At 55.0% G+C, this 13,222-nt stretch carries 14 protein-coding genes; 5 read left to right on the plus strand and 9 right to left on the minus strand.

Annotation, left to right across the window (positions count from 1 at the left end; translation table 11 throughout):
• Window positions 1–70: 70 nt before the first annotated feature.
• Window positions 71–1,960, minus strand: coding sequence for a S9 family peptidase (locus BM029_RS19245; protein WP_371329142.1), 1,890 nt, complete (start codon window positions 1,958–1,960; stop codon window positions 71–73).
• Window positions 1,961–2,192: 232 nt separating this feature from the next.
• On the opposite strand from BM029_RS19245, the gene BM029_RS19250 reads away from it, so the two are divergent.
• A complete protein-coding gene (locus BM029_RS19250; RefSeq protein ID WP_092438781.1) occupies window positions 2,193–2,996 on the plus strand; it encodes a MetQ/NlpA family ABC transporter substrate-binding protein in 804 nt (267 codons plus the stop codon).
• 12 nt (window positions 2,997–3,008) lie between these two features.
• On the opposite strand, the gene trpC is transcribed toward BM029_RS19250, so the two are convergent.
• The 3 genes from trpC to BM029_RS19265 all read right to left on the minus strand — a co-directional run bounded on the left by trpC (window position 3,009) and on the right by BM029_RS19265 (window position 5,541).
• A complete protein-coding gene (trpC, locus tag BM029_RS19255; RefSeq protein WP_092438782.1) occupies window positions 3,009–3,812 on the minus strand; it encodes an indole-3-glycerol phosphate synthase TrpC in 804 nt (267 codons plus the stop codon).
• 36 nt (window positions 3,813–3,848) lie between these two features.
• Window positions 3,849–4,892: an anthranilate phosphoribosyltransferase gene (gene trpD / locus BM029_RS19260; protein ID WP_092438784.1), complete on the minus strand. Its 1,044-nt coding sequence runs from the start codon at window positions 4,890–4,892 to the stop codon at window positions 3,849–3,851.
• A gap of 79 nt (window positions 4,893–4,971) precedes the next feature.
• Complete coding sequence (locus BM029_RS19265; RefSeq protein ID WP_092417044.1) at window positions 4,972–5,541, minus strand: anthranilate synthase component II; 570 nt, start codon at window positions 5,539–5,541, stop codon at window positions 4,972–4,974.
• A 494-nt stretch (window positions 5,542–6,035) separates the two neighbouring features.
• On the opposite strand from BM029_RS19265, the gene BM029_RS19270 reads away from it, so the two are divergent.
• The gene (locus tag BM029_RS19270; RefSeq protein ID WP_092417043.1) at window positions 6,036–6,236 is read left to right on the plus strand and encodes a DUF1059 domain-containing protein; all 201 of its coding nucleotides are present in this window, start codon (window positions 6,036–6,038) and stop codon (window positions 6,234–6,236) included.
• Between the two features lie 24 nt (window positions 6,237–6,260).
• Here the strand turns inward: BM029_RS19270 and trpE are convergent, their stop codons facing one another.
• From trpE to rpe, 3 genes are all read right to left on the minus strand, one after another.
• On the minus strand, window positions 6,261–7,775 hold the full coding sequence (trpE, locus tag BM029_RS19275) for an anthranilate synthase component I (protein WP_092438786.1): 1,515 nt from the start codon (window positions 7,773–7,775) through the stop codon (window positions 6,261–6,263).
• A gap of 220 nt (window positions 7,776–7,995) precedes the next feature.
• Window positions 7,996–8,682 (minus strand): phosphoglycolate phosphatase, encoded by a 687-nt coding sequence (locus tag BM029_RS19280; protein WP_371329143.1) that lies wholly within the window; start codon window positions 8,680–8,682, stop codon window positions 7,996–7,998.
• A gap of 20 nt (window positions 8,683–8,702) precedes the next feature.
• The gene (gene rpe / locus BM029_RS19285; RefSeq protein WP_092438790.1) at window positions 8,703–9,368 is read right to left on the minus strand and encodes a ribulose-phosphate 3-epimerase; all 666 of its coding nucleotides are present in this window, start codon (window positions 9,366–9,368) and stop codon (window positions 8,703–8,705) included.
• Between the two features lie 162 nt (window positions 9,369–9,530).
• Here rpe and apaG point away from each other — a divergent pair, with 162 nt between their 5' ends.
• The gene (apaG, locus tag BM029_RS19290; protein ID WP_092438792.1) at window positions 9,531–9,905 is read left to right on the plus strand and encodes a Co2+/Mg2+ efflux protein ApaG; all 375 of its coding nucleotides are present in this window, start codon (window positions 9,531–9,533) and stop codon (window positions 9,903–9,905) included.
• Between the two features lie 217 nt (window positions 9,906–10,122).
• Window positions 10,123–11,337 carry a murein transglycosylase A gene (locus tag BM029_RS19295; protein WP_092438794.1) on the plus strand — a complete coding sequence of 405 codons (1,215 nt, stop codon included), beginning with the start codon at window positions 10,123–10,125 and terminating at the stop codon, window positions 11,335–11,337.
• Window positions 11,338–11,403: 66 nt separating this feature from the next.
• On the opposite strand, the gene BM029_RS19300 is transcribed toward BM029_RS19295, so the two are convergent.
• The gene (locus BM029_RS19300; protein ID WP_092438796.1) at window positions 11,404–11,841 is read right to left on the minus strand and encodes a universal stress protein; all 438 of its coding nucleotides are present in this window, start codon (window positions 11,839–11,841) and stop codon (window positions 11,404–11,406) included.
• Between the two features lie 231 nt (window positions 11,842–12,072).
• Between BM029_RS19300 and BM029_RS19305 the strand changes: the two genes are divergently transcribed.
• Window positions 12,073–12,849 (plus strand): enoyl-CoA hydratase, encoded by a 777-nt coding sequence (locus BM029_RS19305; protein WP_092438798.1) that lies wholly within the window; start codon window positions 12,073–12,075, stop codon window positions 12,847–12,849.
• Between the two features lie 31 nt (window positions 12,850–12,880).
• Here the strand turns inward: BM029_RS19305 and BM029_RS26130 are convergent.
• Window positions 12,881–13,222: hypothetical protein (locus tag BM029_RS26130; protein ID WP_211482512.1), on the minus strand; the 342-nt coding region annotated here is incomplete at its 5' end.

Below are 13,222 nucleotides of genomic sequence, written 5' to 3' on the forward strand. Positions count from 1 at the left end.
GAATGGCGGACGACCGTTTCCGGTCATCCGCCATTTTCATGGTCAGCTATTCGGCCCTAGTGCCGGATCTTTATTGCGGCTTCAGGTGCTTAGCTAAAAATCCTTCCATCGCGGTATAAAATTCAAAGCGATTTTCCTCGTTGTGAAAACCGTGGCCTTCGTTATCCTTCACCATGTATTCGACCGGCACGCCACGCTTGCGCAGGCTTTCGACGATCTGGTCGGATTCAGCCTTGTTGACGCGCGGATCGTTGGCGCCTTGTGCAACGAACAACGGGGTCTTGATGCGGTCGGTGTGCAAGGCCGGCGAGACTGCCGTCAGCAACTCTTTGTCCTTGACCGGATCGCCGACCATTTCATACATCTGGTCGAGGAACGGTTTCCAGTACGGCGGGATGGTTTTCATGAAGGTGAACATATTGGAAACACCGACATAGTCGACCGCCGCCGCGTACAGATCCGGCGTGAAAGTGACTCCGGCCAGCGTCGCATAACCGCCATACGAACCGCCGTAGATCGCTACCCGCTTTGGATCGGCGATGCCTTGTTGAACCAGCCATTGCACGGCATCGGTGATGTCGTCCTGCATGGTCTTGCCCCATTGCTTGAACGACGCTTCCCAGAACTCGCGGCCGTAGCCGGTCGAACCGCGGTAGTTCATCTGCAGCACGGCGTAGCCGCGGTTTGCCAATAGTTGCACTTCCGGGTTGTAGCCCCACACATCGCGCACCCACGGGCCGCCATGCGGATTGATGATCACCGGCAGGTTTTCAGGATCTTTACCGAGAGGCAGCGTCAGATAGCCGTTGATGAGCAAGCCGTCGCGCGCCTTGTATTGCACCGGCTTCATCACCGCCATATCGTGTTCGGCGATGGCCGGATTTATATCGGCCAGCTTGGTCAGTGCGCCAGTCTTGCTGTCGAACAGGTAGCGGCTGCCTTGGGTACGGTCATTGTAGGCCGCCACTATCCACTTCGATTCGTCCTTGGTGTGCGACTGCGTGATGACTTCATAGCCAGGCAGCTTTTCTTGCAAGGTTTTGTGCAAGGCTTCGCTTTGCGGATCGAGGAATTTGTATTGGGTTTTCCAGGTGGTGTAGCTGATATCGGTCAACACCTTGCGTTTCTTCGAGTAGGAAAGTCCGTCGACGTCGACTTCATGATTTTCGTACAGCACCTGTTCTTCCTTGGCCGTTTCCGGATCGAGGATGACGATAGCCTGCTTGTCGCGGCCGAGGTTGGACGATGCGTAGAGTTTCTTGTTGTCGAAGGTGAAGAACAACGGGCTGACCGAATCCTTGAAGGAAGTCGTCAGCACGGTTTTGAACGGTTCGCTTTCCGTAGCGCGATACAACAGGCTGGTGTTGACGCCGTCGGAAGTGGTCGCGGCGCGTACTTTGCCATCGTGATCGGTAATCCATGACTGGATGGTGCCAGGGTTTTGCGCTATCAGTTTTTCGGCGCCGGTCCTGACGTTGACACGATAAACATCGAACACTTCTGCGTCGCGTTTGTTGTGGCTGACCAGTATTTCTTCTTTGTTATCCTCCAGGTCATCGACAATCTGGGCTCGCACCTTTGGATACGGCGTCAAGTCTTTGAGACCCTTGCCGTCGCGGCCTACCGATACCACATGGAAATTTTCATCGCCGCCGAAATCCTTGGCAAACAGGAGGTGGTCGTCGCCTTTCCAGAAATAACCGCTGATGTCGCGTGCTTTCTCCGAGGTGATGCGCTGCGGCGCTGCATCAGAATCGACGGTTTTGACGAAGATGTTCATGCGTCCTTCCCAAGGCTGCATGAAGCTGATGTATTTACCGTTGGGGGAAATCTGGAATCCGCTTTGCTCGGGATTGCGGAAGAAGTCGCGCACTGAATACTGCTTTTGCTGGCTTGCCGCCAGTGCATCCCCGCCAAGTATGGAAAAACTGAAACATGTTGCGGTAACCACTTGATAAATCGAACGCATCAAAAACCTCCAAAAATACTTCGGTCGTGGGTGTAGTCGTGTTGTTTTCGAGCCGGTTCTATTGAATTTCCATTATATGGATAAATTGGAAATGACTCTCGATCAGTCAGCATCTGAAGCATATGCCTAGGACATATCGACATGCGAAATCGTTCGTTAGCAATCGCGGGGAGCTGTGTGAAGATCGTGTTCTATTGTCAGCACCTCATCCACGGAGAAATAAATGCGTCGCCTCATCCTCAAGACATTGCCGCTACTGTTGCTGGCGGCCAGCGTCACTGTTACCCATGCGCAGGACAAGACCCGGATCAAGGTGGGCGTCTCGGTCGGCAATGCCGAGCAGACTTTTGAAGTGGTAAAGAAAGTGGCGGCGCGCGAGGGCCTGGATATCCAGATCATCACCTTCAGCGATTACCTGCAGCCGAATGAAGCGTTGGCTGCCGGCGATCTGGATGCCAATGCTTTCCAGCATAAACCTTTCCTCGATAGCCAGATCAAAGCCAGGGGTTACAAGATCGTGCCGGTGGCCTTGACCATCACGGCGCCGCTGGGAATCTATTCGAAGAAATACAAGAACGTCGATCAGTTGCCGCAAGGCGCCAGCATAGGCATCCAGAACGATCCATCCAACGGCAATCGCGCTTTGCTGTTGTTGCAGAAAGCCGGGTTGATCAAATTGAAGGCGGGGGTTGGCGAGAACGGTATTAATGCGACGCCGCTGGATGTGATATCGAATCCAAAGAAACTGAAACTGGTGGAACTGGATGCCGCGCAATTGCCGCGCTCGCTGGATGATCTGGCGGCGGCGTCGGTGAATAACGATTACGCGGTGAAAGCGGGTTTGTCATTACAGCGCGATGCAATTGCGGTTGAGGATGCCAAAGGACCCTATGCCAATCTGATTGCTACGCGAGCGGAAGACAAAGACAAGCCCTGGGTGAGGAAACTGGTCAAAGCCTACCAGTCGGAGCAGGTGCGGCAGTTTATCGAAGCGGAATTCAAGGGCTCCCTGATTCCCGCATTCTGATCCGCACTCTCCTCAATTATCGAACAGGCGGCCCAGCTCGACACCTGGCTGTGGCGCGCGCATGAATGCTTCGCCCACCAGGAATGCGTTGACGTTGGCGTCGCGCATGAGTTTGACATCGTCCCGGGTGTGAATCCCGGACTCAGTCACGACCAGCTTGTCCGCCGGTATCTGCGGCAGCAAGTCCAGCGTGTTTTGCAGTGAAGTGTCGAAAGTACGCAGGTTACGGTTGTTGATGCCGAGCAGGGCGGTTTTCAGTTTTAGCGCCGCTTGCAGTTCTTCCGCATTGTGCACCTCCACCAGCACGCTCATGCCCAGCTCATGGGCAACAGCCTCCATTTCCGCCATCAAGCCATGATCCAGGGCGGCGACGATCAGCAAGATAGCATCGGCGCCCCATGAGCGGGCTTGATAGACCTGATACGGATCGATCATGAAATCTTTGCGCAGGACAGGCAGCGCGCACGCGGCGCGCGCTTGTTGCAGGTATTCGGGGGCGCCCTGGAAAAACTGGATATCGGTAAGCACCGACAAGCAAGCCGCGCCGTGCGCTGCGTAGTCGACGGCAATCTCGGCTGGGCGGAAATCTGCCCGAATCACGCCTTTGGACGGCGACGCTTTCTTTACTTCGGCAATCACGCCGGCATGGCCTGCTGCAATTTTTTCCCGCAGGGCTGCTTCGTAAGCGCGCAAACCAGCGCGTGCTTCTGCATCGGACTCGACGTCACGGCGCAGGCTGGCGAAGTCTTGCTGTTTTTTTGCCGCGGCAACTTCATCCGCTTTGACGGCGAGGATCTTATTCAAAATATCTGACATGGCACTTATCCTTTACTGCGTTTTCTCTAACCGCGGTTATGATCGGCCGGCGGCGGTGATGGCTTGCGTGGCTTGCACGAATTGATCGAGTTTGGCTTTCGCCGCACCCGAAGCGAGAACAGCGCGCGCCTTATCCAATCCATCGGCAATCGAACTGGCGACACCGGCCGCGTATAACGCTGCGCCGGCGTTGATGGCGACGATATCGCGCGCCGGGCCAGGCTGGTCTTCCAGTGCTTCCAACACCCTTTGTTTCGATTCTGTCGAATTGGATACTTTCAGATTGCGGCTGGCAATCATTTGCATGCCAAAGTCTTCAGGATGGATTTCGTATTCGCGAATTTCACCGTTCACCAGCTCGCCCACCATGGTGCCGGCGCCCAGCGAGACTTCATCCATATTGTCGCGGCCCCACACCACGATGGCATGTTGCGCGCCCAGGCGTTGCAGCACGCGCACTTGGATCCCGACCAGGTCGGGGTGGAACACGCCCATCAGGATATTCGGCGCGCCGGCCGGATTGGTCAAAGGCCCGAGGATATTGAAAATGGTACGCACACCCAATTCTTTGCGCACCGGTGCGGCATGTTTCATCGCCGCGTGGTGATTCGGCGCGAACATGAAACCGATGCCGGTCTGCTCTATCGATTCTGCCACCTGGGCCGGCGTCAGGTTGATATTGGCGCCGAACGATTCCAGCACATCGGCGCTGCCGGACGATGACGATACGCTACGGCCGCCATGCTTGGCCACACGGGCGCCGGCTGCGGCAGCGACAAACATCGAGGCGGTTGAAATATTGAAGGTTTGCGCACCATCGCCGCCGGTGCCGACGATATCGACCAGGTTGGCGGTGTCGCGGCAGGGCACGGGCGTGGCGAATTCGCGCATGACTTGCGCCGCTGCGGCGATCTCGCCGATGGTTTCTTTTTTGACGCGCAGGCCCATGGTCAGCGCCGCAATCATGAGCGGCGACATTTCACCCTTCATGATGCGACGGAACAGCGACAGCATTTCATCGTGAAAGATTTCACGATGCTCGATACAGCGCAACAGAGCTTCTTGATCGGAGATTGACATGGCTTCCTTGCTACGAAATACGATTTACGAATTAGAGCGGCGACACCGGTTCAGTTACCGGTGCGCCGGCGCTAAAGGCTCAGGCAGTTCTTTGAACGAAATTACGCAGCAGGGCGTGTCCGTGTTCCGACAAGATCGATTCCGGATGAAATTGCACGCCCTCGATATCGTATTCCTTGTGCCGGACGCCCATGATTTCGCCGTCTTCGGTCCATGCCGTGATTTCCAGGCAAGCCGGGATCGAACTGCGTTCGATGGCCAGCGAATGGTAGCGAATCACTGTAAACGGATTGGGTAAATCCTTGAATACGCCGACGCCGGTATGGGTAATCGGCGAGGTCTTGCCATGCATCACCTTCTGCGCGCGGATCACCTTGCCGCCGAATGCTTCACCGATGGCCTGATGGCCAAGGCAAACGCCGAGGATCGGCAGCTTGCCGGCAAATTGCTGCAGCAGGTCGACGCAAATCCCGGCTTCCTTCGGGCTGCACGGGCCTGGCGACAGGCAGATGCGGTCCGGCTTCAGCGCATTGATTTCATCGAGCGTGATTTCGTCATTACGGAACGTCCGCACATCCTCACCCAGTTCACCGAAGTATTGCACCAGGTTGTAGGTGAAGGAATCGTAGTTGTCGATCATTAGCAGCATAGTAGTTCTAACCCATTGATTTTGTTTGGGAGTCTGCCCGTAGCATGCTTGTTTGCACGGTATGTTGTTTTGTTGTTACAACACCAATGCAAAAATCCCGCGGGCAACACTAAATCAGCTCTTAATTATAGAGCGTAGTGTGGTTTTGGCTTTCCACCAACCTTGATCTAGGGACGCCATCGCAGCTGCGGAATCGCAAGCTGGATAAAGTTGGCAGTGAGGCGGGATGTATTCATCGATGGGGATAGGTATCAGTGCAAGCACATGTCGTTGATGCAAAGTATAGCGTCATGGCGGCAAGGGGTGGCAATAATCATGATCATAAAAAACGAAAATCGAGGAATCTCGAACAATGTCAGGATCGGTCCGGTTTTCGGTGCTACGTTGACAAATGCGTCTTTGATTCCTAAGCTTTATTCTCAAGCGAGCTAGCAGCAGGCCGTTTGTGTGCATCGGATTTGCGCAATTACATTGCTGCAATGAAGGAGTTCACCATGTCACGCAAATACATCGATTGCCGCGAATATCCCAGCGATAGCAACTGTTCAGTGGCGATCGCCGCAGATAACGATGAAGAATTGCTGGCGGCGGCAGTCCAGCACGCAGTCAGCGTTCACGGCCACAAGGACACCCCGGAATTGCGTAGCCAACTCGGGCAGTTATTCAAGGAAGGCACTCCACCACTGAATATCTGACCAAGAGGGCAGCATTGCTCCGGATTAAATTTCCCCGTCCAGACCGTCTTGTACCTGTTCCGCCGCGCGCAATACTGCGCGCGCCTTGTTTTCAGTTTCCTGCCATTCCATTTCAGGCACCGAGTCGGCGACGATGCCGGCTGCCGCTTGCACATATAACATGCCGTCCTTGATGACGCCGGTGCGGATCGCGATGGCGACATCCATTTCACCGCCGAACGACAGGTAGCCGCAGGCGCCGCCGTAAATGCCGCGCTTGGTCAGTTCCAGTTCGTCGATGATTTCCATCGCCCTCACCTTAGGCGCGCCGGACAGAGTGCCGGCCGGGAACGTGGCTTTCAGTACATCCAGGTTCGACAAGCCGAATTTGAGCTCGCCTTCGACGTTGGAAACGATGTGCTGCACATGTGAATATTTTTCGATCACCATCTGATCGGTGACCTTGACGCTGCCGGTCTCGGCGATACGGCCGATATCGTTACGCGCCAGATCGATCAGCATCACGTGTTCGGCGATTTCTTTCGGGTCGGCCAGCAGTTCGGTGGCCAGTTGCGCATCTTGCTCAGGCGTAGCGCCGCGTGGGCGGGTGCCGGCCAACGGACGGATGGTGACTTTGCGTTTGGCTTCGCCGTCCGCCTTGGGCGCTGAGGTTTGTTCGTTGCGCACCAGGATTTCTGGCGATGCTCCGACAATCTGCATATCGCCGAAATTGTAGAAATACATGTACGGCGAAGGATTCAGCGAGCGCAAGGCGCGATACAGCATCAGCGGCGAATCGACATAGGGCTTCTTGATGCGCTGGCCGATCTGGACCTGCATCAAGTCGCCGGCCATCACATATTCCTGGGCCTTGGCGACGGCCTTCAGATAATCTTCTTTTTTGAATTCGCGGATAGTTTCAGTGCGTACCGAAGCCGAGGTAACCGGTGCATCGGCTGGACGGCGCAGCATGTTGCGCAAGTCTTTCAGGCGCTGCCGGCCTTTGGAGAAGGCTTCCGGCTGGGTCGGATCGGCATACACTATCAGGTACAGTTTGCCGGACAGGTTGTCGATTACCGCCAGTTCTTCCGTCAGCAGCAATTGAATGTCGGGCAAGCCGAGATCATCCTTGGGCGTCGAGTTTGCCAGGCGCTTTTCGATATGGCGCACCGTGTCGTAACCGAAATAACCGGCCAGGCCACCGCAGAAACGCGGCAAACCAGGGCGCAGCGCCACTTTATAGCGCGACTGGAATTCGGCGATGAAATCGAGCGGATTGCCTTCGCGGCTTTCGATGATCTTGTCATCCTTGAGCACTTCGATGCGCGTGCCGTAGCTGCGCAACAGCGTCGATGCAGGCAGGCCGATGAAGGAGTAGCGGCCGAAGCGTTCGCCGCCGACTACCGATTCAAGCAGGAAAGTGTTTTTGCCCGTGTTCTGGGTTTGCGCCAGTTTCAGGTACAGCGTCAACGGCGTTTCAAGATCGGCAAAAGCTTCTGCGATCAGTGGGATACGGTTGTAGCCTTGGTTGGCCAGCGATTTGAATTCGAGTTCGGTCATGGTTCTCTCCAGGTCGCTATTGTAAAACAGCGGTGGTGTACTACAAAAAACGTTGCTTGCGATCAATTTTTGTTGAATAGCAGGCAGCAGCGATCGGCGGACTTACTTAGTTAGTCCAGGATTGCCAGCGTCGCCATAGCCAGGCCTCAGGGGCGGCTAGTGGGACTTGATGTTTTTTGTCGAGAAACATGAGAGATAGCGCAGTCTTAAATAAATCGATTCAAGTCGATTCAGTGGCCAATATTTGTGCTGCAACAAGCAGCGAAGCGACTATACCATCGGAATCGACGTCTTGTATAGACTCGCCGTGATTGTAACCATAAGGTACGTTAAACACCGGGCAACCGGCGGCACGCGCGGCCTGGGCGTCGTTGCTGGAGTCGCCGATGGCGACCACTTGCGCCGGTTGCAGCTTGAAATCGGCGCACACTGCCAGCAGCGGCATCGGGTCCGGCTTTTTCAGCGGGAACGAATCGCCACCGTAGACCACTTCGAAATAGTCGCGTAAACCGGTTTTTTCCAACAGCGCCACAGCGAATGCCAGCGGTTTGTTGGTGACGCATGCCAGTCGCAAACCTTTATCCTGCATCGCTTGCAAGCCATCCACCACGCCTGGATAGAGCGTGGCATAGCTGCCGTTGACGACAGCATAATGGGTTTGATAGGAATCCAGCGCCGCGTCGAAACGTTGCTCCACTTCCGCCGGCGGATAATCGACACCGAGTACGCGCCGGATCAGGTTTTCGCTACCTTTGCCGACAAAATCGATAATCGTTTTTTGCGGCAGTGGCGCCAGTTCCAGCTCGGCCCGCATGCGATTGACGGCGACATGGAAATCCGGCGCGGTATCCAGCATGGTGCCGTCGAGGTCGATGATGGCGGCGGCGATACCCTTCAGGGCAACGATTTCGGGCGCGGCTGTTGTATTCATACTGCTGCCAACTGGGTCCGCATGGCGTCGATTACCGCTTTATAGTCCGATTTGCCGAAGATGGCCGAGCCGGCGACAAAGGTATCGGCGCCGGCTTTTGCCGCTGCCGCGATGTTGTCGATTTTGATGCCACCGTCGACTTCCAGCATGATCTCGCGGCCCGAAGCGTCAATCCGCTGGCGTACTTCGGCGATTTTCTTGAGCGCTTCTGGGATGAACGACTGGCCGCCGAAGCCGGGATTAACCGACATGATCAGGATAATGTCGATCTTATCCATGACGTAATCCAAGTAGCTCAACGGCGTGGCCGGATTGAACACCAGGCCGGCCTTGCAGCCGTTGTCGCGGATCAGTTGCAGGGAGCGGTCGACGTGGTCCGATGCTTCCGGGTGGAAAGTAATAATGTTGGCGCCGGCCTTGGCAAAATCGGGAATGATGCGGTCTACCGGTTTTACCATCAGGTGGACGTCGATCGGCACTTGCACATGCGGCCGGATAGCTTCGCATACCAGCGGCCCGATGGTCAGGTTCGGAACATAATGGTTGTCCATCACGTCGAAGTGAATGATGTCGGCGCCGTCGCGGACGACATTGCGTACTTCTTCACCAAGGCGGGCGAAGTCGGCGGAAAGGATACTGGGAGCGATACGATAGGTTGGCATGGCGTGCAAATCCAGGAAAGGGCGCTAAAAGAGCGCTATTTTACCCTTTAGCCTTGCACCTGGCTTCTGGCAGCTTGCGTCCCGGGGTAAATTCGTGTGCAATGGCTCTCTAGTCACAACTACGCCTGTCCTCGACAGGCTAGGTCAATCGAGGAAACCAGCATGGCCGCCTATGAATTTACCGTTACTGTCAGAACCCAGTATCTGGAAGAACAATCTGAACCTGACAGTTCGCACTATGTATTCGCCTACGCGATCACGATCAAGAACACCGGGCAAATCGCTGCCCAATTGATTTCACGCCATTGGGTGATTACCGATGGCAACAACCATGTCGAGGAAGTGCGCGGCCTGGGAGTCGTCGGCCACCAGCCGTTGCTGCAGCCGGGTGAGAAGTTTGAATACACCAGCGGTACATCGATGGCGACGCCGCAAGGTTCGATGGTGGGCGAATATTTCTGCGTAGCCGAGGACGGCGAGCAATTCGAGGCACGGATCCCGGAATTCATCCTGTCCCTGCCGCGCACGCTACATTGACGTACTCGGATTGACCGTATTTAAATTGACCGCATTTAGATTGACCGCATTTAGATTGAATCTATTGGTCCTTGCCCTTGTCTTCTGGTGGTAATGACTTTGCCGGCGGTTTTCGATCCGGCTTACGGCCGGAAAACATGGTCCACCAGACAATGAATGCGAAGACAAAGAAGGCGAAGCACGCTTCGAGAGCCACTAACCACATAAAGAATCCTAAATGCTATTTAAACGTATCAGTCTACCTGCTTCTGCCTTAACTGCCTTAATCATCGGACTCAGTTTAGCTGCCTGCACCACCACCCCGATTACACCACCGGCGCCGCAAACAGCGCAACCGTCACCCCAACCCGGCACGCCGGCTGCGCCATCTGCTCCGCCCGGCGCCAATTTGCGCGCCACCACCTTTGCCGCCTTGCCAGGTTGGGGTAGCGACGATTTGCGCCAGGCATTGCCGGCTTTCCTGACTTCATGTTCGACCCTGGCGCGCAAAAGCGACTGGAAAGAGCCGTGCGCCGTTGCCGCCGGCCTGGATGGCAACAATGGCGATGCAATACGCCTGTTTTTCCAGTCCTTCTTTACGCCTTACCAGGTGATCAATGCCGATGGCACCGATAATGGCCTGGTAACCGGTTACTACGAGCCTTTATTAAAAGGCGCCCGAAAGCGCGGTGGCCCGTATCAAACGCCTATTTACCGGGCTCCGGACGATTTGATCACAGTCGATCTGGCGAGCGTTTATCCCGAATTGAAGGGTTTGCGTTTGCGCGGCCGCCTGGTGGGTAACAAAGTGCTGCCGTATCCGAGCCGTGCGGAACTGGACAAATCCGGGGTGCTGGCCGGTAAGGAAATCTTATGGGTGGACGATCCGATCGATGCATTCTTCCTGCAGGTGCAGGGGTCCGGCCGGGTCCAGCTGAATGACGGCGGCAGCGTAGTACGCGTCGCTTATGCCGATCAAAACGGTTATCCCTACAAGTCGATTGGCCGTTATCTGGTCGATAAGGGCGAGCTGACCCTGGCCCAGGCGTCGGCGCAAGGGATCAAAGCCTGGTTGGCTGCCAATCCGGGCCGGCAGCAAGAGTTGTTGAATGCGAATCCTAGTTATGTCTTCTTTAAAGAAGAGAAAGTGCTCGATCCGAACGTCGGACCCAAGGGGGCGCAAGGTGTGCCGCTGACGCCGCTGCGTTCGATCGCCGTGGATCCGCAGTTCGTCCTGCTCGGCACGCCGGTGTTCCTGGCGACCACTCAGCCGAATAACAATGCACTGTTGCAGCAGCTGATGGTGGCGCAGGATACCGGAGGAGCCATTAAAGGGGCGGTAAGAGCCGATTTCTTCTGGGGTTTTGGCAATGAGGCGGGTGATAAAGCCGGCAAGATGAAGCAGCGCGGCATGATGTGGCTGTTGTTGCCAAAACTGGCAGCTGCGCGCTAACGAATTAGGAAATGGCTGATGAGGCTCGACGCCGTTTGGCGTCGAGCTGTTGTGCCGACGAAAAACTCAGCGCAGAACCAGTACCGGGATAGTCGAGTGCGCCAGTACCCGCTGGGTTTTGCTGCCCAAGAACAGCCGGCTCAGGCCGCTGCGCCCATGCGAAGCCATGAAAATCGCATCGCAATGATACTTTTCTGCTGCGCTGATGATTTCTTCGTCTGGATTGAAGGCTTGGGCCGTCAGCATTTCGCAAGGGACGCCCGCGTTACTGGCGGCATCGGCGACTTTTTGGACGTTGAGCTTTGCCAGCGCCAACATGTTTTCTTCATAAGTACCGGGGTCGGTCGCCATGGTGCTCTCTGCCATCGGCGAGAACGGATAAGGTTCGGCGACTGAGAGGGCGATTATCTTACCGCTGCTGAATTTGGCAAATTCTATCGCTGTATTGATGGCCTTTTCCGACAAATGTGAACCGTCGGTAGGTACAAGAATGGTTTTGAACATGGCTTGCCTCCTTCTGATGAAAAAGGGATGTCGGTCAAAATCGGGCGATCTTGTCGGTAGTCGGTAATATATTGCCTTATTTCTTACTTATATACCCGTACATATATATAGACAGTTTGAAAGTTGGAAGATTCCTTAAAAGACTGTTAAGTATCTGTCTTACAGTCATCCTATCCCTTATCCAGCGGCGCTACAATTAAGTTTATTCGACTCACGTAAATGGGATCTGCAATGACATACGAAAATATTCTGGTTGAAACACAGGGAAAAGTTGGTCTGATCCATCTGAATCGTCCTAAGGCGCTGAATGCCTTGAACGATCCGCTGATGAGCGAATTGGGCGACGCTTTAATGAAATTCGATGCTGATCCTGAAATCGGCTGCATCATCATTACCGGTAGCGACAAGGCATTTGCGGCCGGCGCCGACATCGGCGGCATGGCTCAGCTGAGCTATATGGATGCATTCAAGGGGGGCTTCATCTCCCGTAACTGGGAAACGATTCGCAACGTGCGCAAGCCGGTGATTGCTGCTGTCGCAGGATTCGCCTTAGGTGGCGGCTGTGAGCTGGCGATGATGTGCGACTTCATTATTGCCGCCGATAATGCAAAATTCGGCCAGCCGGAAATCAAGCTAGGCATCATTCCCGGCGCCGGCGGCACCCAGCGCTTGCCGCGCGCAGTATCAAAGTCCAAGGCGATGGACATGTGCCTGACCGCCCGCATGATGGACGCCGCCGAAGCCGAGCGCGCCGGCCTGGTGTCGCGTGTGGTTCCACTGGAGCGGCTGTTGCAAGAGGCAATGGAAGCGGCGATCGTGATTTCCTCCATGTCGTTGCCGGCAGTTATGATGATCAAGGAATCTGTCAACCGCGCCTATGAAACTACTCTGGCTGAGGGTATCAACTATGAGCGCCGGCTGTTCCACAGCACCTTCGCCACAGAGGATCAAAAGGAGGGCATGCAGGCATTCCTGGGGAAACGTTTACCCGTTTTTAAGAATCTTTAACAAATCGCTTGCCATGGGGCGAAGGGGTTTGCTATAGTTCGCCTCCCGTTGAGAACGACGCGAAATAAACGAAGCAGCTGAGAGGTAAAAAGGCTGTTTTGGGGAGCGAAGTTTGAGGGAATAAAGCGGGTGAAGAAGTTGTGGTGGCAGTAAAAAGTTTTTCGGTGAGTAGTAAAAAAGTAGTTGACGAAAAACGCGAAACGCCACATAATCTCATCTCTCTGCTGCTGACAAACAAAACGATTTGACAGCGACGCGAACCGGGGTTCTGGTGACGCGAAGTAGAAGGTTCTTTAACAATTAACAGTCGATAAGTGTGGGCGTTTGATGGAAGTGCAGCGTCATTCATGTAAATGGATGACGTATAACTTAA

The sequence above is a fragment of the Collimonas sp. OK607 genome, from assembly GCF_900111995.1.
Taxonomy (GTDB): domain Bacteria; phylum Pseudomonadota; class Gammaproteobacteria; order Burkholderiales; family Burkholderiaceae_D; genus Collimonas.

Excerpts from the sequence above, each read along its gene's own strand:
- BM029_RS19305 (WP_092438798.1), top strand. The coding sequence starts at position 12,073 with ATGACATACGAAAATATTCTGGTTGAAACACAGGGAAAAGTTGGTCTG.
- trpC (WP_092438782.1), bottom strand. The coding sequence starts at position 3,812 with ATGTCAGATATTTTGAATAAGATCCTCGCCGTCAAAGCGGATGAAGTT.
- BM029_RS19265 (WP_092417044.1), bottom strand. The coding sequence starts at position 5,541 with ATGCTGCTAATGATCGACAACTACGATTCCTTCACCTACAACCTGGTG.
- BM029_RS19300 (WP_092438796.1), bottom strand. The coding sequence starts at position 11,841 with ATGTTCAAAACCATTCTTGTACCTACCGACGGTTCACATTTGTCGGAA.
- BM029_RS19250 (WP_092438781.1), top strand. The coding sequence starts at position 2,193 with ATGCGTCGCCTCATCCTCAAGACATTGCCGCTACTGTTGCTGGCGGCC.
- trpE (WP_092438786.1), bottom strand. The coding sequence starts at position 7,775 with ATGACCGAACTCGAATTCAAATCGCTGGCCAACCAAGGCTACAACCGT.
- BM029_RS19270 (WP_092417043.1), top strand. The coding sequence starts at position 6,036 with ATGTCACGCAAATACATCGATTGCCGCGAATATCCCAGCGATAGCAAC.
- trpD (WP_092438784.1), bottom strand. The coding sequence starts at position 4,892 with ATGTCAATCTCCGATCAAGAAGCTCTGTTGCGCTGTATCGAGCATCGT.
- BM029_RS19295 (WP_092438794.1), top strand. The coding sequence starts at position 10,123 with ATGCTATTTAAACGTATCAGTCTACCTGCTTCTGCCTTAACTGCCTTA.
- apaG (WP_092438792.1), top strand. The coding sequence starts at position 9,531 with ATGGCCGCCTATGAATTTACCGTTACTGTCAGAACCCAGTATCTGGAA.
- rpe (WP_092438790.1), bottom strand. The coding sequence starts at position 9,368 with ATGCCAACCTATCGTATCGCTCCCAGTATCCTTTCCGCCGACTTCGCC.